Raw genomic sequence first — 19962 nt, 5'->3', positions numbered from 1 at the left:
TTAAATTTAAGCATGATGGTGTGAACTCTGTCATGCTTTATAAACTTAACAATAATTCATGAACAACCATAGAAGGAAAATACAATGAATTTACATGAATACCAAGCTAAAGAGCTTCTTAAGAGCTACGGACTGCCAATTCAAGAAGGAATAATTGCGCATAGTGGTGATGAAGCAGCAGCAGCATTTGATAAAACACCAACCGACATGGCAGTAATTAAAGCACAAGTACATGCTGGTGGCCGTGGTAAAGCAGGTGGTGTAAAAATTGCTAAATCACGTGAAGAAGCAAAACAAATTACTGATGAATTAATCGGCAAAAACCTTGTTACTTACCAAACAGATGCTGAAGGTCAGCCAGTTAACTTTGTGCTTGTTTGTGAAGACATGTATCCAGTACAAACAGAATTGTATTTAGGTGCGGTTGTTGACCGTTCTAGCCGACGTGTTACTTTCATGGCATCTACCGAAGGTGGTGTTGAAATCGAAAAGGTAGCCGAAGAAACGCCAGAAAAAATCTTTAAAATTGAAGTTGATCCATTAGTTGGTTTATTGCCATTCCAAGCACGTGAAGTGGCATTTAAACTTGGTCTTGAAGGCAAACAAGTAAATCAATTTACTAAATTAATGTTAGGTGCATATAACGCATTTGTAGAAAATGATTTTGCATTATTTGAAATCAACCCACTAGCAGTACGTGAAAATGGCGAACTTGCTTGTGTTGATGGCAAAATTGGTATTGATTCAAATGCGCTGTATCGTTTACCAAAAATTGCAGAACTACATGATCCATCACAAGAAAATGAGCGTGAGCTTAAAGCCGCTGAATTTGACCTAAACTATGTTGCGTTAGAAGGTAACATTGGCTGTATGGTTAACGGTGCAGGCCTTGCAATGGCAACCATGGACATCATCAAATTGTATGGTGGTCAGCCAGCAAACTTCTTAGATGTTGGTGGCGGTGCAACTAAAGAACGTGTAGTTGAAGCATTTAAAATTATCCTTGAAGATAGCAGCGTACAAGGTGTTTTAATCAACATCTTTGGTGGTATTGTTCGTTGTGACATGATTGCAGAGGCGATTATTGCCGCTGTGAAAGAAGTTGACGTGAAAGTTCCTGTTGTTGTTCGTTTAGAAGGTAACAATGCAGAAAAAGGCGCGCAATTGCTTGATGAGTCTGGCTTGAAACTTATTTCTGCAGTTGGTTTGTCAGAAGCAGGTCAAAAAATTGTTGATGCTGTGAACGCATAATTAAAAAGGATAATAGGAGAATAAAATGAGCGTATTGATAAATAAAGATACCAAAGTATTAGTACAGGGCTTTACAGGTAAAAATGGTACTTTCCATTCAGAACAAGCGATTGAATATGGTACAAAAATTGTTGGTGGTGTGACGCCTGGTAAAGGTGGTCAAACTCACTTAGGTTTGCCAGTTTGGAACACAATGAATGAAGCAATGGCAGCTACTGAAGCGGATGCTTCGGTAATATATGTGCCAGCACCATTTGTATTAGATTCTATCATCGAAGCGGTTGATGCTGGTGTTAAGCTAATCGTAGTGATTACTGAAGGCGTACCGACATTAGACATGTTAAAAGCCAAACGCTATATCGAGCAAGCTGGCGACGTTAAGATGGTTGGCCCTAACTGTCCAGGCGTTATCACACCAGGTGAGTGTAAAATTGGTATTATGCCAGGTCATATCCATTTGCCAGGTAAAGTTGGTGTTATTTCTCGTTCAGGTACGTTAACTTATGAAGCGGTTGCACAAACAACGAAACTAGGCTTTGGTCAATCAACTTGTATTGGTATTGGTGGTGACCCAATCCCGGGTATGAACCAGATTGATGCGTTAAAACTGTTCCAAGAAGATCCACAAACCGAGGCAATCGTATTGATTGGTGAAATTGGTGGTACAGCAGAAGAAGAAGCTGCTGCTTACATTAAAGACCATGTTACTAAGCCGGTTATTGGTTATATCGCTGGTGTGACAGCACCTAAAGGCAAACGTATGGGGCATGCTGGTGCTATTATCTCTGGTGGTAAAGGTACTGCAGAAGAGAAATTTAAAGCATTTGAAGCAGCGGGTATTGCTTACACCCGTGATCCGTCTAAAATTGGCGAAAAAGTTGCAGAAGTGACTGGTTGGTAATGAAATTGTAATATTTGTAATGTATGTTAAGTGTGAAATATCTTGAAAGTAATACTGGAGCCCCTCTATAATGGAGGGGTTTTTTTATTATTAAAATAATTAGAATGGCAAACCACAAAACTACAGTCTTTTTAGTTTGGAATATGTTCCAGTATTTGCATTTCAAACCACTTTTACAACGACTACCTAATGCAACTTTAGTGGAAGTAAAAAGATCAGGAAGTGATTTTGTTTTAAAAGATTATTTACATGAAATTTCAAATCCAGTAATTTTAGTAGACTATTTGGAAGTTCATGAGACGATTCAAGATTTTGCAAGAATCATCATTGTACAAACAATCTTTGAACAAATTTATAAGTTTACAAAAGCAAAAGTGATGATGCTACAATATGGTTATGCTAAGGAAAAACATAACTACGGAGACTGGCGAGCACTAGCAAATTTAAATTTAGTGTATGGTGAATATACAAAACATAAAATATCTCATCTATCTCCGACTAAGATTACTGGCTGTCCTAGATTTGACCGATGGTATAACTCAAGATTTCATTATGAAAGTAAATTGAAATATACTCGGTATATTAATAAAAATAACCCAACCATCCTTTATGCCCCGAGTTGGGGAGATATCTCTAGTTTTGATTATTATATCGATGAGTTAAGCCGATTACATTCTGAATATAATATACTTATTAAAATTCATCATAATGATTTACTTACTAAAGATAAAGAAGTGTATCGACAGAAATATCCTCATTTATTTTTTTTCTTTGAAGATACTGAGCTTTTGTCATTATTATCAGTAACTGATGTATTGTTATCTGATTATAGTGGTGCGATCTTTGAAGGAATTTATTGTTATAAGCCTCTGCTATTACTGGGGTTGCCAGAATCTCAAATAAAAAATTGTGGCGATATAATTGGTGAGAAGAGTCTTGAGTTAGCTAGACGAGATGAATTAGGTTATATAGTAAATAATGCTAGTGATTTAGAAGATACGATTCAAAAGGCCTTAGCCCATGGTGTAGTTTGCTCCCAAGACCTATATGATTTACTATTTTTCACGACTCATCAAGCGACTGACGAAGTTATTTTGGCTATCAATGAGGTATTAAAAGGTAAATGGAAACGTAGTGTTAGTCATATGTGGTACTTTTACAAAATACGAAGAAGGTTGCGCATTATTGCTAATAAAAGAGAAAAAAATAGGAATAGATAAGTCGAGTTCTTATAAAAGTGCATACGAGGTTATATTTAGTATGAAAAAAGTGAAAGCTTCTGGTATTTATAATTGCTGGAAGCTTGGAAAAAGACTCATAAGAGACAGTCAATATAGTGACTCAAAAACTATGTTGATTTCTGCAGGTTTAGCTGAGTATTACCTTTCCAAAGGTAATCATTTTAAGGTGCGAGAAATTGCTAATTTTTTAATAAATAGAAATTTACTTCTTGGACATTACTATACTGCGCTTAGTTATTTTTTATTTGCTGACTATGGTAAAGCTGAACATGAGGTACTGTCAATTCCAGATTATCATCAAATTGCGGAAGTCGTATTTTTATATACAGAAATTTTAATTAGAATTAATCGTTGTAATGAAGCATGGTGTTTATTAGAAAGCTTGGTAAAGTTTACAACACGAAAAAAATCTTGGTTATTAATGTCTAATTTGGTAGAGAATGGAAAAGATTGTGAAAGATTTTTACGTAATATAGCTGAAGTGGAATGTCAAACAAGCTTATTAGATAATGACGATTTGATTACTGCGAAAATTAATGCATATATGCGTTGTGGTCAAACCATTGAAGCGTTAGAGATTGTAAAGAGTCCGACATGGAAGGGAGTAAAAGGTATTAAGTTGGTAAAAAATATTGATACTAAACAAGCAAATGTTGCTTTGCAGGATTTAAAAACAATTTTAGACCAAAAAGGTGTTGAGTTTTTCTTAATTAGTGGTACTTTACTTGGCTGTATTCGTGAAAATAACTTCTTGGGGCATGATAAAGACATAGATGTTGGCGTATGGGATACTTATACTTATGAGCAATTGATACAAAAAATTGCAACATCCGGTAATTTTTATATTATCAAGAGCCGAACTCGTGATGTGATTAAGTTACGCCATTTAAATGGAACAAATGTTGATGTATTTATTACTTATCGTGAATTTGATGATTATTGGCATGCAGGAGTAAAGCAAAAATGGCATAATAAGCCTTTTGAGCTAGTAGAACATTATTTTCTAGGTGCTAGCTATCTGATTCCTGCTGATTTTGATTTATATTTAACTGAAAACTACGGTGATTGGCAAACACCAATGAAAAATTTTGATAGTGCGTATGATACTCCTAATTCTGTAATTCTTAACAAAGATGAATTCAAATTGTATGAGTATACTACTCTAAATTCAAACTTATAATTAACTTTTGTATGTACTCTAAAAATTAGCCTTAGCTATAAGTGAATAATTTTCTTTATTTTTATATGAAATTTATGGTAGAGGTTATTAACTATACTATGTATGGATAGTTGATTATAAATTTTAATGATGACTCGCTAATTAAACTAATATAGCGTTTATCTGATTATAAAAAATAATTGTTGCAATATTGTGACTATAATTGAATTGGCACAGATATATTAATATTGTCTTTGCTTAAGGAACTATACTATGAATATAGAAAATAAAGGTATAACTAAAGTTATCACTTATGGTACTTATGACATGCTGCATATAGGGCATATTAATCTACTTCGTAGAGCAAAAGAGTTGGGTGATTATTTAGTGGTTGGTGTTACAGATGAAGACTATGATCGCTCTCGTGGTAAGCTTAATGTTTTACAGACAGTGGAAGAACGTGCGGCAGCTGTAAAAGAATTAGATTTTGTTGATGAAGTTATTATTGAATATCATAAATTTCAAAAAGCGACGGATATGCAAAAATATGATATTGATATTTTTGCTATTGGTGATGATTGGGTAGGAAAGTTTGACTATTTGAATGAGTATACTAAAGTCGTATATTTGCCTCGTACTAAAGGTATTTCTAGTACTATGCTAAGAGCTGAGACTTTAAAAATATACAATATTGGTGTTGTTGGGACTGGTAGGATTGCTGGTAGATTTGTGAAAGAGTCTAGACATCTTAATAATGCAGATATATATGGGGTAATGTCACGAAACTTATTGAATGTTGAAAAGTTTATTCGAGATCATAAAATCCATTATGGTTTTGATAATATAGAGGATTTGCTTAATACACCTATTGATGCAGTATATATTGCTACTCCTCATGAGACTCATTTTGAGTATGCGAAACAGGCACTTTTAGCAGGCAAGCATGTATTGTGTGAGAAGCCAATTACACTAAAGGCTGAGCATCTAAAGGAACTATATGATATAGCTGATGAAAAAGGTTTGGTTTTGATGGAAGCAATTAAAACAGCCTTTTTCCCTGGTTTTAATAAACTGCTTTCTGAAATTGAACGTGGGAAAATTGGTGATGTTGTAGAAGTTCGAGCATCATTCTCTAAGTTGATAACAGACCGTAGTCTTAGAGAGTGGCAGTCACCTTATGGTGGTGCTGTCAATGAATTAGCAACTTATCCGTTGTTATTAGCACAAAGAGTACTAGGGACACCAACAAGAATTGAGTTTATAGAAAGAGAAATGATTGGTGTAGATGGATATACTAATATTATCTTAGAACATGAACAGGGTATTTCTACGTCTACAGTAGGCATCGGTGCAAAGACGGAAGGTAGCGCGATTATTTCAGGAACTAAAGGATACATTTATGTGCCTGCTCCATGGTGGCTAACCAGAAGGTATCATATCCGATTTGAAGATGCATCAGAAGAGTTTACCTATAATTTTGAATTGGATGGTGATGGATTAAGATATGAACTCAGTGAGTTTCTATCGGTTATTCAGCGAGAATCAAAAGAATCAGATAGATTAACAAGACAAGACATTTTAAGTATTAACAGTGTTTTTTCTAAATTTAACTCCAGAAAAGAGTCCTAGTAACTTTTTTATAGAAACAAGAAAACTATGAGAGAAGATATGAGCAAGGTATCTAAATTTTTAAAGACCCCTTTGATTTCTGTTGCCGACAGTATATACAAACGAACAGCTGAGAATGTAGTTGTTCAGAAAAAACCAGTCGCAAAGGCACCGGCAAAGAAACCAGCCGTAAAGGCACCGGCAAAGAAACCAGTCGCAAAGGCACCGGCAAAGAAACCAGCCGCAAAGGCACCGGCAAAGAAACCAGTTGCAAAGGCTCCGGCAAAGAAAGCAGCCACCACTGAAAATAGAATTTTTCATAATATTCAGTTGAAAGATGAAGTCGCTTTATATTTTGATGGGGGATTGGGCAATCTATATCAAATAGAGCAATGGTTAGGTCCTCTAAAAGAGTTAGTGAAAGTAAAAAGCTTTATTTTTATTGTACGTAAGAAGGAAACGTTTGACTGGATTAAAAAGAATACAGACTTTCAAGTTGTTTATTGTCGTTTGATAGATAATGTGATGCAGGTATATGAACAAGGTCAATTTAAATGTGTATTATATGTTAATCATGGACAAAAGAATTTCCAGTCATTAATTACACGAGATGCATTTCATGTTCATATCAACCATGGAGAAAGCGATAAATTATCAACCGTCAGTAATCAAACAAAAGCTTATGATTATGTTTTTTTAGTTGGTCCAGCAGCTTATGATAAATATAGTAATAATCTGTTAAATAAAGATATGAATCGCTATATTACTATTGGACGACCACAATTAGAATATATTGAAAAAATTTCTAAACCTGATGTTGCAAAGAAAGATCCAACTATCTTAGATGATCAATTATTATTTGGGAACTCTACAATAGAAGATAGAAAAGTTGTGTTATATGCGCCAACATGGGAATCAACGCATGAATCGATGAACTACACATCATTAAATGATTATGGTCTACAAATTATTGATGAGATTTTAGCAGATCCTAGTTTATATTTGATTTATAAGCCGCACCCAAATACGGGTAGTCGCTTAGTACAGTCGAAAAAAATAAATGACCAGATTATTAAACGCTTAACAGGTCATTTTAAAGCTCAAGTTGTCATAGGAGGTGATATCAATTCACTTTACGAACATGTAGATTTAGCTATTTTTGACAATTCAGCAGTAGCGATTGATTATTTAGCAACTGATAAGCCAATGCTTATGACTGATATGTTTTATAAAACCACTGAGCGTAATGACAAACCCTTTATTACTAATGGTGCTATTATGATTAATAGTAATAATTTCAATGAGATAATAACTATTATTCATCGTGAGATGGAAGAAGATACGATAAAGTTAAACCGTAATAAAGTAAAACGATATTTTTTAGGTGATGTTGACTATATTAATAAAGAAAGTACTAAAAACTTTCTTGCTGCAATTGAAATGATTTGCGACGAACGAGATCAAGCGTTAGAAAATCTTACCAACTCTCAAGAGAGCAGTGAACCTTCGTTCTAGCTCTATTCTCAAACTTCTCTTTAATATAAAGCACATGGTACCAATTAGGTGCTGTGTGCTTTTTGTGGTATCTTGATATTCAAAAATGATATTAGGAATATAAGAAAATGAATTGTAAAATTAAAATATTAGGACATCGTGGTGCTAAAGCAGAAGTGCTTGAAAACTCAAAGGAAGGTTTTATTCAAGCCCATAGACTGATTAAAGAGGGTATTGACGGGATTGAGTTTGATGTTCAAATTACTTCTGATAATCAACTGGTTTTAGCACATGACAATACGTTGGCTAGAGTTTGCAGACAACAAGGTATGATAGAGCAGTTAACCGCTGATTACTGTAAAAAAGTTTTTTTCGTTAATACTGGCCATAGAATGTTAACTCTTACTGAAATTGTTCCATATTTATATGGATATAACCATATTGAACTGGAGATAAAGACGCATCCTAGGATGGACAAACGGAAAATGGTCAATATCCTTTATCAAAACTTTTGTAATTCAGAACTGTTTAAGCTTCCTATTGTTCTGACAAGCTTTGACATTCAGTTGCTAGAGCTTTTGAAAAATCATAAAGGTTTTAGAGAGTTTTCTAGAGGTCTTTTAGTATTATCTACCTTTAAGAAGGCAGATCTTGTCAATTCACTGTTAAGAATACAAGCAAAATCAGTCGGTTTAAAGTACACGCTAATTACAGAGGAGATTGTGAGTTTATGTCATCGTTATGGAATTCAAGTAACTGCTTGGACTGTAAATAATTTAAAAGTAGCCAATAGACTTATTGATATAGGGGTAGATACGATAATTACGGACAACCCTACATTATTTCTAAAAGAGTATGGGTGATGATTTTAAAAATTTATAGTCTGGATTTTATATTTTAATTTCTTCATGGTTTTTCTGAATTGGCAGATAAAATATTACATAAGCAGTTTCTAGGTTGAGAAGATTTATAGTTTTATGATTTTTATTTGAAACATCAAAAATCTTACTTGTTAAACTGTTATTAATGTTTTTATCAATTATAAAGGTTAGTCTCTGTAATATCTGAGAACTTCTTGGTATTAGAACAATAATATTCACTAAAATAATGGTTTATTATTTTAATAATCATTGTGGTTCTTACGTATCTAATTATGTTCTTATATTATTAATCGTTCTAAAATATTATATTTCCAAATCGTTAGTGAAATGAACCTTTATCTACTTTATATAACAGCGTAAAATCTAGAATACTTAGAAGAAAAAATTATTTATTAATTTAATTACGAGGAAATCCCGGTATGTGTGGAATCGTTGGTGCAATTGCCCAAAGAAATATTGTAGAAATCTTATTAGAAGGATTAAAACGTCTAGAATATCGTGGATATGATTCGGCTGGGTTAAGCATTATTCAGAATAATCAACTTCATAGAGAACGTCAGGTTGGCAAAGTACAAGCTTTAGTTGATGCTGTTAATATGGATAGTGGTTGTTTTGTTGGTACAACAGGTATCGCCCATACTCGATGGGCAACGCATGGCGAACCAGCACAGCATAATGCACATCCTCATGTATCTGGTAAGATTTCAGTTGTACATAATGGGATTGTGGAAAACTTTGCTCAGTTGAAAAAAGAGATGATAGCTGAAGGTTATCAGTTTACATCAGAGACCGATACTGAGGTAGTGGCACACCTTATTCATTACGCATATCAAAGCACTCAAGATCTATTAAAAGCAGTGGAACTGGTAGTTCCTAAATTACATGGTGCGTTTGCTTTAGGGGTTATTCATGCCGATCATCCAGATGAGTTGATAACCGTTAGGCTAGGTTCACCTTTAGTGATTGGTGTTGGTATTGGTGAAAACTTTATTGCATCTGACCAGTTAGCCTTATTGCCAGTTACCAATCGTTTTATGTATCTTGAAGAAGGTGATATTGCTAGATTAACACGCAATCATGTTGAGGTATTTGCGAATGGTCAACCAGTGAAACGTGCAATTAAGGAATTAGACGCCACTCAACATAATGCCGATAAAGGTGAGTTTAAGCACTATATGCTCAAAGAAATTTACGAGCAGCCAGATGCGGTTAGTCGAACGCTTGATATGGGAGTAACCACCAATCACTTAAAACCTGATTTTTTAGGGGTACATAATGAAAGATTGCAACAGGTACGCTGTGTGCAAATTCTTGCTTGTGGTACCAGTTATCATTCTGGACTGGTTGCAAAGTATTGGTTTGAGCAATTAACCAGATTGCCTTGTTCTGTTGAAATTGCGAGCGAGTTTAGATATCGTCATCCAGTGGTTTGTGATGACACTCTATTAATTTGTATTTCGCAATCAGGTGAAACAGCCGATACGCTGTCGGCGTTACGAGCTGTGCAGAAGATGTACAAGAATAATGATATCCAAGGTTTACAGACTTTGGCACTATGTAATGTCCCGACTTCTTCTATGGTGCGTGAAACGGATATTTATTTACCAACACAAGCAGGCGTTGAAATTGGGGTTGCGTCTACCAAAGCATTTACCACTCAGTTGGTTGCACTTATGCTGTTGGTATTAAAAGTTGGTCGTATTCAGCAGCGCCTTGACCTATCTGTTGAAAATCACATCATTGGACAGATGCATAAACTATCAGGGCAACTCTATCAGGCTGTTAATCTAGACAAAACGATTAAACAGTGGACAGAGTCTTTTGAAAATAAGACGAGTACAATTTTCTTAGGGCGTCATAGTCAGTTTCCAATTGCGCTAGAAGGTGCGTTAAAACTGAAAGAAATTTCCTATATTCATGCAGAAGGCTATGCAGCCGGTGAGCTTAAACATGGTCCACTTGCCCTAATTGATAAAGATATGCCAGTGGTTGTGTTAGCACCAAATGATAGTATGCTTGATAAGTTAAAGGCAAATATGCAAGAGGTGCATGCGCGCCATGGTGAATTATTTGTATTTGCTAGTGAAAATTCTGGCATTGAAGAAGAAGAGGGTATTCACGTTATTTATATACCAGAAGTAGACGAGTTATTAGCGCCAGTTGTTTATAGTGTGCCTGTGCAGTTGTTGTCCTATCATGTTGCTGTTACTCGAGGAACTGATGTGGATCAACCAAGAAACTTGGCGAAAAGTGTGACGGTTGAATAAGGTAATAACTATCTCTTAATTTTATCAATAAGCCTTATGATGTTCTCATAGGGCTTATATTTTTTGAATTTTTGAAAGAATATCATGTCTTTTTTGACATCTAAGATTATTAGACTTATGATTTGAACAAGACAGCTTACTTTCATTAAACTTAATATAACAATAATAGGAAATATCATGTCAAAAATTATCCATGCCGTGATCCCCGTTGCGGGGTTTGGTACACGAATGTTGCCATTGTCTAAGTCTGTCCCAAAAGAGCTGTTACCTTTGGGTAATCGTCCTGCAATTCATTACGTGGTAGAAGAGGCGGTAAAAGCAGGAATAAAACATATTGTTTTGGTGGGTCATGCTCAAAAAAGTGCGATTGAAAACTACTTTGATGTAAATGCAGAGTTAGATACTCAGCTTAGAACCAAAGGTAAAAATGAGCTGGCAGATAGTTTAAATTGGTTGCCAGAAGATGTGCATGTATCCATGATACGTCAAGGTAAGCCCTTAGGGCTTGGACACGCGGTATTAGCAGCTCGCCCAATCGTTGGAGAAAACGACTTTGTGGTTATGCTGCCAGATGTGGTTTTAGATCCGTTCACTACCAATATGCAGTCTGATAACTTGGCCTATATGATTCAGCAGTTTGAAGCTGTGCATCATTCACAGATTTTGGTTGATGAAGTTAGTGATGATGATGTACATAAATATGGTATTGCCCAGCTAAAATCAGATGATGATTTACAAAAGGTACAGTCGCAAAGTAATTTGAATTTTTCGGTAGCGGGATTTATTGAAAAGCCAAGTAAAGAAGTAGCTCCCTCTAATTTAGCAGTGGTTGGGCGTTATGTATTTGCTAATGAAATATTTGACCATTTAGCAAAAACAAAGGCTTCTGTGGGTGGTGAAATACAATTAACAGATGCCATTGATGCATTGATTAATACCAAAGGTGTAAACGTGACGACCATGAAAGGTGCCAGTTATGATGCGGGCGATATGAGCACTTATATGCAAGCATTTATTTACTTTGCCCAACAGCAACTAAATGATTGATTAAACATTATGTCTAAATTCCTTGCAGACCACCCCAATAACTTCCAAAATTTTGATGATAGCCAAAGTTGGCAAAAGTTGGCGCGGTTAGCCAGTCAGCCTTGGTCATTACCCAAGCTTTTTTTACAAGATATTAAAGAAAATCAGTCTAATAGCCAGGCTTCAAAAAAACCGAGACAACAAGAATTTGTTATTAATGAAGTCGGGATGTATTTTGACTATAGCAAACAGCTTGTTGATAAGCAGGTGGTTGATAGTTTGTTAGCACTGGCTAATGAAAAAAACCTAAAAAAACAAATTGACGATTTACTGCAAGGAAAAAAAGTTAATAACAGCGAGGATAGAGAAGCCCTACATACGGCATTAAGGTTGCCTAAACAATCTGTATTAATGGTTGATGGTAAAGATGTGGTTGCTGAGGTACATCAAAGCCTAGAACAAACGGATAAAATAGTTAATCGCATTCGTGGTGGCATTTGGCGTGGCTATTCTGGCAAGGCCATTACCGATGTGGTTAATTTGGGTGTTGGTGGGTCTGACTTAGGTCCTCTGATGACAGCTTCTGCATTAGATGAGTGGTCGGATACCAGTATTAAAGTGCACTTTGTTTCAAATATGGATGGCAGTCAACTAGAGGGGCTTTTAAAAAAGTTAAATCCTGAGTCGTCACTTTTTATTATCGCATCAAAATCATTTGGCACTTTAGACACTTTATCTAACGCTAAAACAGCGCTTGCCTGGTTATGTCAGTTTGCGCCAAAAGCAACCGTTTTGCATCGCCACTTTATTGGTGTATCTGCTAACTCTCAAAAAGCAACAAAATGGGGTATTCATCCTGACAATCAGTTAAGGTTTTGGGACTGGGTAGGGGGGCGATTTTCGTTGTGGTCCGCTATTGGTCTGGCGGTTGCTATACGTATTGGTATGGACAATTTTTATCAACTATTGGCTGGCGCTCATGCAATGGATGAACACTTTGCTAATACTGATTTTAAGCAAAATATGCCAGTGATGATGGGACTCATTGGGGTTTGGAATAGTACTTTTTTAAACATAAATGCGCATACAGTATTGCCGTATGATGGGAGACTTAAGTACTTACCAAGTTATTTAACTCAGCTAGAGATGGAGAGTAATGGTAAGTCGGTTACTAAAACAGGTGAAGCAGTTAATTATGATACTTGTCCAATCTTGTGGGGTGAGGTTGGCTCAAATGCACAACATGCCTTTTATCAGTTGCTCCATCAAGGTACTCAAAAAGTTTCTTGTGATTTTATTGCTTGTGTAGAACGATATAATCATATAATTGGTAGTGAAGCTGATATTAACGTCACACAAACTAATCGTGCTAATCATAGTCAAACTTTACAGCAACAACATCAGTTAAGTTTGGCAAACTGTTTGGCTCAATCACGGGTGTTGGCATTTGGTAACCAAGCAAGTGACGAGACTAAAAATAGCGCATCACAAAGTGGAGCCTCTCTAAATGATAGATTTAAGAACTATCATGGTAATCAGCCTTCTACCACTATCTTATTAGATTCCCTAACGCCATATAGCCTAGGATCTCTCATAGCTTTATATGAACACAAAGTATTTGTTATGGCAACTATTTGGGAGATTAACCCGTTTGATCAGTGGGGCGTAGAAATGGGGAAAAAGGTTGCGAATGAAGTGTTCGACTGTTTCGATGTTGATATCAGCAATGATGATTTAAGTTTTAGTTTTGATGAGTCAACCAATCAATTATTGAAGCATATCATGCAAAATCAATCTTCAAGTAATCAAAATAACCCGTAACTCAGTAATAGGTAAAGTATATGCACTTACAAAAAAATAGGTCTTGTCTTATTCTTGGTCATAGTATTGATGCCATAACTTCTGCTGTGGTTTTGGCGTCTTTGGGTAATCAAGTACAAGTGGTTTCGAAATTAGATAATCTTAATGATACATTGATGAAGTATGAATTTGAGCATCATGTATTGGCACTATGGCAGTTGTACTTGCAAAAAGACTTGATTGTAACCTCATCATTCGTTGATTTTGATAGTGTGTTAAATGATGTGTCAGATAATGTGGAAGCTGTATGGCTTTTTAATGATGACTGGTTTAATCCGCTAAAAAATGAAAAGATAAATAGCCTTGAAGAGACATTTATTCATGTTGTGAATACGAGTCAAAATCAAAAAACAGCATATATCTTGTCAGGTAAAAACCAGATTGGTTATTTTGATGAGATGAGTAAAAAAATTCATCGCCCATGGATTTATTATGTCCCCTTTGTTTTTTTACAAGATGGGCAAGCTTACAGTTCTATGCTGAACCCCAAACTTTGGTTATTGGGTGAAAAAACCAAAGACAGCTGGCAACGGCTGGCGATGATGCAACCGTTTATGCATCAATCAAAACAGTCGTATGTGGCGGATATTGCCACAATTGAATTTTCTCGGGGGAGTATCATGGGCATGCTTGCCACTCGAGTAAGCTATATGAACGAGCTATCAAGGCTTGCCGATGCGAAAGAGGTGGATATTACCACCGTTAGTCATATTATGGGTCTTGATGAGAGGATTGGTGCAAGTTATCTAAAAGCAGGTTGGGGGTTTGGTGGTCGTACGTTACCAACTGAAGTAGACATGCTTGCCAATAGTTTTGTGCAATCTAATACGGATATCAAACTAATCAAGGCTGTGAGTAACATTAATGATGACCAAAAAGAGCTGATTTTTAGGAAATTTTGGAAATACTTTGATGGGTTGATTGAACAAAAAACGGTTATGGTGTGGGGGGCAAGCTATAAAGCGGGATCAGGAAGAACGCAAAACTCGGCAATTCATCCACTATTAAGTTTGTTATGGTCATATGATATTAAAACGCTGGTTTGTGCCGATAAAGCAACTGGTGAACTGTTAGCCTTGTACCCTGAACAACCAAAGCTTGAGTTGATTAACAACCCTTATGATAAGCTTGAACAGGCACAAGCAATTTTTGTATTAAACTGGGATTATGAACAGCCACCGCAAGTAGAACGAGTTAATGAAGTTGCTGTGCCTGTTTTCGATACGCAAAATATTTTTACTGCCAACCAGCTTGGTCAGTTAACATCCGACTATATTGGTATTGGACGTAAGAGTTAACTAAACCCAAATACATCTCTTGTGTAAACTTTTTTAGCCACGGCATTTAACTCATCATGCCAGCGGTTAGCAACAATTAAATCATTGGCTTGTTTAAAGGTATTTAAATCAGCGATGATGGCACATCCTTGAAATTCATTGTCTTGAATGGCAGGCTCATAAATGGTGATGGTAAGCCCATGCTGTTTTAAGGTATTAATAATGTCTAAAATGGCTGAATCTCTAAAATTATCTGCATCTTTTTTCATACTTAAACGATAAATTCCGACGCTTTTTGGATTTTTATCAATAATTTGCCGTGCGATAAAACGTTTTCGAGTATTATTTGCATCCACCACTGCGTGAATGACGTTAGATGGTACGCCTTCATAATTTGCTTTTAATTGCTGAGTGTCTTTAGGTAGGCAATAACCACCATACCCAAAAGATGGGTTGTTATAATGTTGCCCAATGCGAGGGTCTAGACCAATACCTGTGATAATAGATTGACTATCAAGTTGGTTTGACTCGGCAAAGCTGTCTAACTCGTTAAAAAAGGAGATGCGGGTAGCCAAGTAACTATTAGCAAATAGTTTAACGGCTTCTGCTTCGGTTGGCGGCATTTGCAAGCATTCAAGGTGCTCTTCTAAACTTGCTTTTTTATATAATGCCATTAATTTTTCTACAAAATTAGTTTGTTGGTTAGTCGCACCAACAATAATACGAGATGGGTGCAAATTATCATACAATGCTTGCCCTTCTCGTAAAAACTCGGGCATAAATATAATATTTTCATCAAATTGCTGATGGATGTTTTTAGTAAAGCCAATAGGGATGGTCGATTTAATGACGATTGGTACCGATGGATTTTGTTCGCGTACGGATCTAATACTGGACTCAACTGATGAGGTGTCAAACTTTCCGCTGGCAATGTCATAATTGGTTGGCGTTGCAATAATTGCGACATCTGCGTCTTTGTATATGTGAGACGCATCATCTGTTGCAAAAAAATTAAGAGGCTGGTTGCTTAAAAAATCAATAATCTCTTTATCTTGTAATGGTGATTTTTGTTGTTGTAACTGAGCGATGCGATCGCTATTGATATCAAATAGCGTAACTTTGGTGTCTAGATGCTCTTGTGCTAATAAAATGGCATTTGATAAACCAACATAACCTGCGCCAATGACCGTAATGTTTTTTAAATCTTGTGTTGATAAACTCATAATCACTTCTATGGTATATTTTAATTTTAAATAAAACTTCTTATTTTAATGTTACACTAAATTTATTCATCTTAGAACTTAAATATGGCGAACATATGACAGAGCAAACAACTTTTAATATAAATGCTGATAATAAAGCTATGAATGTGTTATCACCACAGCCAACTTTGTTGAACCCACCGTATGCGACAGGTGATATGGCTGATTTATTGGTACTAATGGCACGTTTGCGTCAAGACTGCCCGTGGGATATTAAGCAAACGAATAAAAGTTTGATTCCCTATGCGATTGAAGAAGTCTATGAACTTGTTGAGGCAATTCAACAGGACTATGCAGATGGTCATAAAGATGATGAAGATGTAAAAAGTGAGTTGGGTGATGTCTTGTTACAAATTGTCTTTCATACGCAGATTTACGCAGAGCAAGGACGTTTTGGGCTAAATGATGTCATACAATCTTTGCAGGAAAAGCTTATCCGTCGCCACCCCCACGTGTTTGATAAACAAAATTTACCAGATGAAGAAGCCGTTAAAAAACGTTGGGATGAAATTAAAGCAGAAGAAAATGCTAAAAAGCAAGCACGCGGTAAGTTTGTGAGCAAACTAGATAAGGTAAAAACAGGCAGTGCGTTAATGCAGGCTCAAGCACTGCAAAAGTATGCAGGCAAGTTGGGCTTTGACTGGGATGACATTGCTGATGCTGTTGATAAGTTAGAAGAAGAAATTGCCGAACTGAAAGAGATTTTACCAAATAAGAGCCAGAGTAACAGGTTAAAGCTGACTGAGGCACACAAAGCCGAGGTGGAAAAAGAGTTGGGCGATTGTATGTTTGGTTTGGTCAATATTGCCCGAAAGTTAGATATAGATGCTGAAAAGGCAGCGTTAACCTGTACCCATAAATTCCGTTCTCGTTTTGCATATATTGAACGTGAACTGGCAAAAAATGATAAAACACCAGAAATGGCATCGCTTGAAGAAATGGATAGACTCTGGGAACAAGCGAAAAGTTTTGAAAAATAGCTGAGATTAGATACGGATGTTTAAGTCGACTTTATTGAAATATTTTTTTGTAAGTTATATCTTATTGTTTGTATCGTACGCTTGCGCACAAACATCGCAATGTTTTGCTGACCCCAATAAGGCATATCAGTTTTTATTGCAACAAGAAGCGTTGCAAACCTTAGCAGATAGCCGTGTACCAATTAATATTAATACGGCAAGTGAGGCAGAACTCAGTACGCTAGAGGGTATCAGCAGTAAAAAAGCCAAAGCGATTATCGCCTATCGCCAAGCGTTTGGTGACTTTAAACAAATAGATGACTTGGCAAAGGTGCATGGCATTGGTATAAAAACTGTTAATAAGAATCGTCGAAGATTAACAGCTAACTAAAAGTGAACGAATAGTGTGAGGTTTTAACGACTTAAAAAGAAGTCCTTACAGAAATTAACACGGAACTTTGTTAAAATAGCATCTATTCATTAAGCCAAACAATTCTTATAAAATTGGCAATATCGTTATTTCAAGGAGTTATCTGCATGGCAGATCTTTCAGCCAAGCAACTGGGGTTGACCAAATCAAGCTTACCTAATTCAATTATTGAGGTTATCTCTACGCTTACCAAAGCAGGCTTTGAAGCCTACATAGTTGGTGGTGGTGTACGAGACAACTTATTAGGTTTAAACCCAAAAGATTTTGATGCGGTGACCAATGCTAAACCAAACGAGATTAAAGCGTTGTTTGGTAAACGATGCCGTATTATCGGTAGACGCTTTCAGTTAGCGCACGTGTATTCTGGGCGAGAAATGATTGAGGTAGCCACTTTTAGAGCACCACCAAAAGGCGACAATTATACGACCGAAGAAGGCATGTTGGTGAGAGATAACGTTTGGGGTGATATCAAACAAGATGCTAACCGTCGTGATTTCTCCATCAATGCTCTTTATTACCAACCGCTAAAAGGGGTGGTAAAAGATTTTTGTAACGCGATAGACGATATTGAAGGTCATAAGTTACGCTTGCTAGGGCATGCACCAACAAGGATTGAAGAAGATCCAGTTAGACTTTTGCGTGCCTTGCGTTTTAAAGCAAAACTTAATTTTGAATTTGATAAGGACTTATCAGAACAGTTTAACGATAAAAATTGGGCATTGCTTGACCAAGTTTCTCCACATCGTTTGTATGATGAAACACAAAAAATGTTTATTGGTGGTTATATTGTGCCCTTGTTGCCAATCTTATATGAATATAAGGCAATTGATCATTTATTTATTTATCCTGACAACAAACCAAGTAAATTAGTTAAACAAGTAGCGATTAATACTGATAAGCGGATTGCCAGTGGCAAAAGTATTAATCCCGCATTTTTTTATGCAGCAATGTTATGGGGTAACTACTTATATCAATTAAATAAATATAAAAAACGCAACATGCCATTTGCCGATGCACAGCAAAAAGCAGCTAGCAAGGTGATAGAGCGTCAAAGATTAAAAACATCGATTCCAAAGTTTGCAGAGCAGTTTATACGAGAGGTGTGGTTGTTGCAGCCTCGTTTGGCGAATCCACGTGCAAAAAATATCATGCAACTTATTGAACATCCTAAATTTAGGGCAGGTTTTGACTTTTTGTTGTTGCGTGAGATGTGTGGTGAAGCAGATACACCGCTTGCTGAACCAACCAATGGCATGGGTGCTTGGTGGCAAGAGTTCCAAACCCTGACAGAAAAACAAAAACAAAAACAAATTGATCAATTTGCAAAAGAAACGAGACGCGGTGGTGGTAGTCGACGTAGTCGTCGCGCTAATGGCGTGACTGAAGATGTTTTTGAAGCGAAACCACCCGTAAATTCTGTCAATGGAAAACATCTCGATAGTGGTCTTTCTGTTAATAAACCAGTAACGCAAGACAGTCAAGAAAAAGCACAGCTAAAAATGTTGTCTTTAGAGGGAAAAAATAACAAAAAAGGTAAGCAACCATCACCGCTTTTTATGGTTGGTGAGTCGGTTAAGTTTTTAAAAGAGCCGACATCTGCTGATAAAAAACCAAAGAGAAAATCAAAAAATACTGAGTCGGTACAGCAAGCTACTCGCTTAGAGTCCATGTTGCTAGATACCCGTTATGTACCTAATGAGCGTCAACGTAAAAACTAAATATAGCTGGGTATAAACAATGCAAAATATGGATATAAGAAAGCCAGCTGAAACTAAGAAAACCCAATGTTTTCTTGGTTTGGGTGGCAATATTACTAATGCGCTTGGCACACCAGCCGAGCACATAGCCCATGCCATTGTGACAATGCAAAACCATCCGAAATTTAGTGAGGTACAGGCCTCTTCTCTTTATGAGTCTGCACCTTTTGGGGTGACTGATCAACCAAATTTTGTTAATGCAGTGGTTGGTGTACAAACCTCGTTGACAGCGCATGAGCTTTTAAATTTTTGTCAGTCGTTAGAAAACAATGCAAAACGTGAGCGACTTCGTCATTGGGGAGAGCGTAGTTTAGATGTTGACGTTTTACTTTATGGTGATGAAGTAATTAATACGCCAGACTTAACCGTGCCACATGCCGGGTTATTAAAACGTAACTTTGTGTTAGTCCCCCTTGCAGAATTGGCAGACAAACACCATCTTAATATTAACATACAAGGTAAAAACCTTGATGACTTTGCACTAAGTAAAGACTGGGAAGGGCTTAACTTGCTTGATTGATAGCAATCGACTCACCTATTTGTCTTACGGCACTTTTTCACTTCAATCATTATTGTTACTATCAGTTAA

The 19962-nt window shown here is 36.4% G+C and carries 16 protein-coding genes; 15 read left to right on the top strand and 1 reads right to left on the bottom strand.

The features are described 5' to 3' along the window. Positions 1–84: 84 nt before the first annotated feature. The 11 genes from sucC (at position 85) to VH441_RS06230 (ending at position 14986) form a co-directional block, all read left to right on the top strand. Entirely contained in the window at positions 85–1251 is a 1167-nt protein-coding gene (gene sucC / locus VH441_RS06280) for an ADP-forming succinate--CoA ligase subunit beta (RefSeq protein WP_434352806.1), read from the top strand. Positions 1252–1276: 25 nt separating this feature from the next. Further along, entirely contained in the window at positions 1277–2152 is an 876-nt protein-coding gene (gene sucD / locus VH441_RS06275) for a succinate--CoA ligase subunit alpha (RefSeq protein ID WP_434352805.1), read from the top strand. A 104-nt stretch (positions 2153–2256) separates the two neighbouring features. Further along, positions 2257–3372: a CDP-glycerol glycerophosphotransferase family protein gene (locus tag VH441_RS06270; RefSeq protein WP_434352804.1), complete on the top strand. Its 1116-nt coding sequence runs from the start codon at positions 2257–2259 to the stop codon at positions 3370–3372. 40 nt (positions 3373–3412) lie between these two features. Then, positions 3413–4573 (top strand): hypothetical protein, encoded by a 1161-nt coding sequence (locus VH441_RS06265; protein WP_434352803.1) that lies wholly within the window; start codon positions 3413–3415, stop codon positions 4571–4573. Between the two features lie 252 nt (positions 4574–4825). After that, positions 4826–6181 (top strand): Gfo/Idh/MocA family oxidoreductase, encoded by a 1356-nt coding sequence (locus VH441_RS06260; protein WP_434352802.1) that lies wholly within the window; start codon positions 4826–4828, stop codon positions 6179–6181. A gap of 39 nt (positions 6182–6220) precedes the next feature. Then, positions 6221–7675, top strand: coding sequence for a CDP-glycerol glycerophosphotransferase family protein (locus VH441_RS06255; RefSeq protein ID WP_434352801.1), 1455 nt, complete (start codon positions 6221–6223; stop codon positions 7673–7675). 107 nt (positions 7676–7782) lie between these two features. Continuing rightward, entirely contained in the window at positions 7783–8517 is a 735-nt protein-coding gene (locus tag VH441_RS06250) for a glycerophosphodiester phosphodiesterase (protein WP_434352800.1), read from the top strand. Between the two features lie 437 nt (positions 8518–8954). Then, entirely contained in the window at positions 8955–10802 is a 1848-nt protein-coding gene (gene glmS / locus VH441_RS06245; protein ID WP_434352799.1) for a glutamine--fructose-6-phosphate transaminase (isomerizing), read from the top strand. Positions 10803–10979: 177 nt separating this feature from the next. After that, on the top strand, positions 10980–11849 hold the full coding sequence (locus VH441_RS06240) for a UTP--glucose-1-phosphate uridylyltransferase (RefSeq protein WP_434352798.1): 870 nt from the start codon (positions 10980–10982) through the stop codon (positions 11847–11849). A 9-nt stretch (positions 11850–11858) separates the two neighbouring features. Continuing rightward, positions 11859–13649, top strand: coding sequence for a glucose-6-phosphate isomerase (gene pgi / locus VH441_RS06235; protein WP_434352797.1), 1791 nt, complete (start codon positions 11859–11861; stop codon positions 13647–13649). Positions 13650–13669: 20 nt separating this feature from the next. Continuing rightward, positions 13670–14986, top strand: a complete 1317-nt coding sequence (locus VH441_RS06230; protein WP_434352796.1) for a UDP-glucose/GDP-mannose dehydrogenase family protein — start codon at positions 13670–13672, stop codon at positions 14984–14986. Here VH441_RS06230 and VH441_RS06225 read toward each other — a convergent pair. Continuing rightward, on the bottom strand, positions 14983–16188 hold the full coding sequence (locus VH441_RS06225; RefSeq protein WP_434352795.1) for a nucleotide sugar dehydrogenase: 1206 nt from the start codon (positions 16186–16188) through the stop codon (positions 14983–14985). The two genes, VH441_RS06230 and VH441_RS06225, sit on opposite strands and share 4 nt — an antisense overlap. 140 nt (positions 16189–16328) lie before the next feature. On the opposite strand from VH441_RS06225, the gene mazG reads away from it, so the two are divergent. The 4 genes from mazG to folK all read left to right on the top strand — a co-directional run bounded on the left by mazG (position 16329) and on the right by folK (position 19893). Beyond that, the gene (gene mazG, locus VH441_RS06220; RefSeq protein WP_434354368.1) at positions 16329–17207 is read left to right on the top strand and encodes a nucleoside triphosphate pyrophosphohydrolase; all 879 of its coding nucleotides are present in this window, start codon (positions 16329–16331) and stop codon (positions 17205–17207) included. A 34-nt stretch (positions 17208–17241) separates the two neighbouring features. Continuing rightward, on the top strand, positions 17242–17577 hold the full coding sequence (locus VH441_RS06215) for a ComEA family DNA-binding protein (protein ID WP_434352794.1): 336 nt from the start codon (positions 17242–17244) through the stop codon (positions 17575–17577). Between the two features lie 146 nt (positions 17578–17723). Further along, positions 17724–19334: a polynucleotide adenylyltransferase PcnB gene (gene pcnB / locus VH441_RS06210; RefSeq protein WP_434352793.1), complete on the top strand. Its 1611-nt coding sequence runs from the start codon at positions 17724–17726 to the stop codon at positions 19332–19334. Positions 19335–19353: 19 nt separating this feature from the next. Further along, a complete protein-coding gene (folK, locus tag VH441_RS06205; RefSeq protein WP_434352792.1) occupies positions 19354–19893 on the top strand; it encodes a 2-amino-4-hydroxy-6-hydroxymethyldihydropteridine diphosphokinase in 540 nt (179 codons plus the stop codon). Positions 19894–19962 lie beyond the last annotated feature (69 nt).

The organism is Psychrobacter sp. HD31 (assembly GCF_051097895.1).
GTDB lineage: Bacteria > Pseudomonadota > Gammaproteobacteria > Pseudomonadales > Moraxellaceae > Psychrobacter.
Note: the sequence above shows the minus strand (reverse complement) of the source record. Positions and strands in the feature narration are given on the sequence as shown.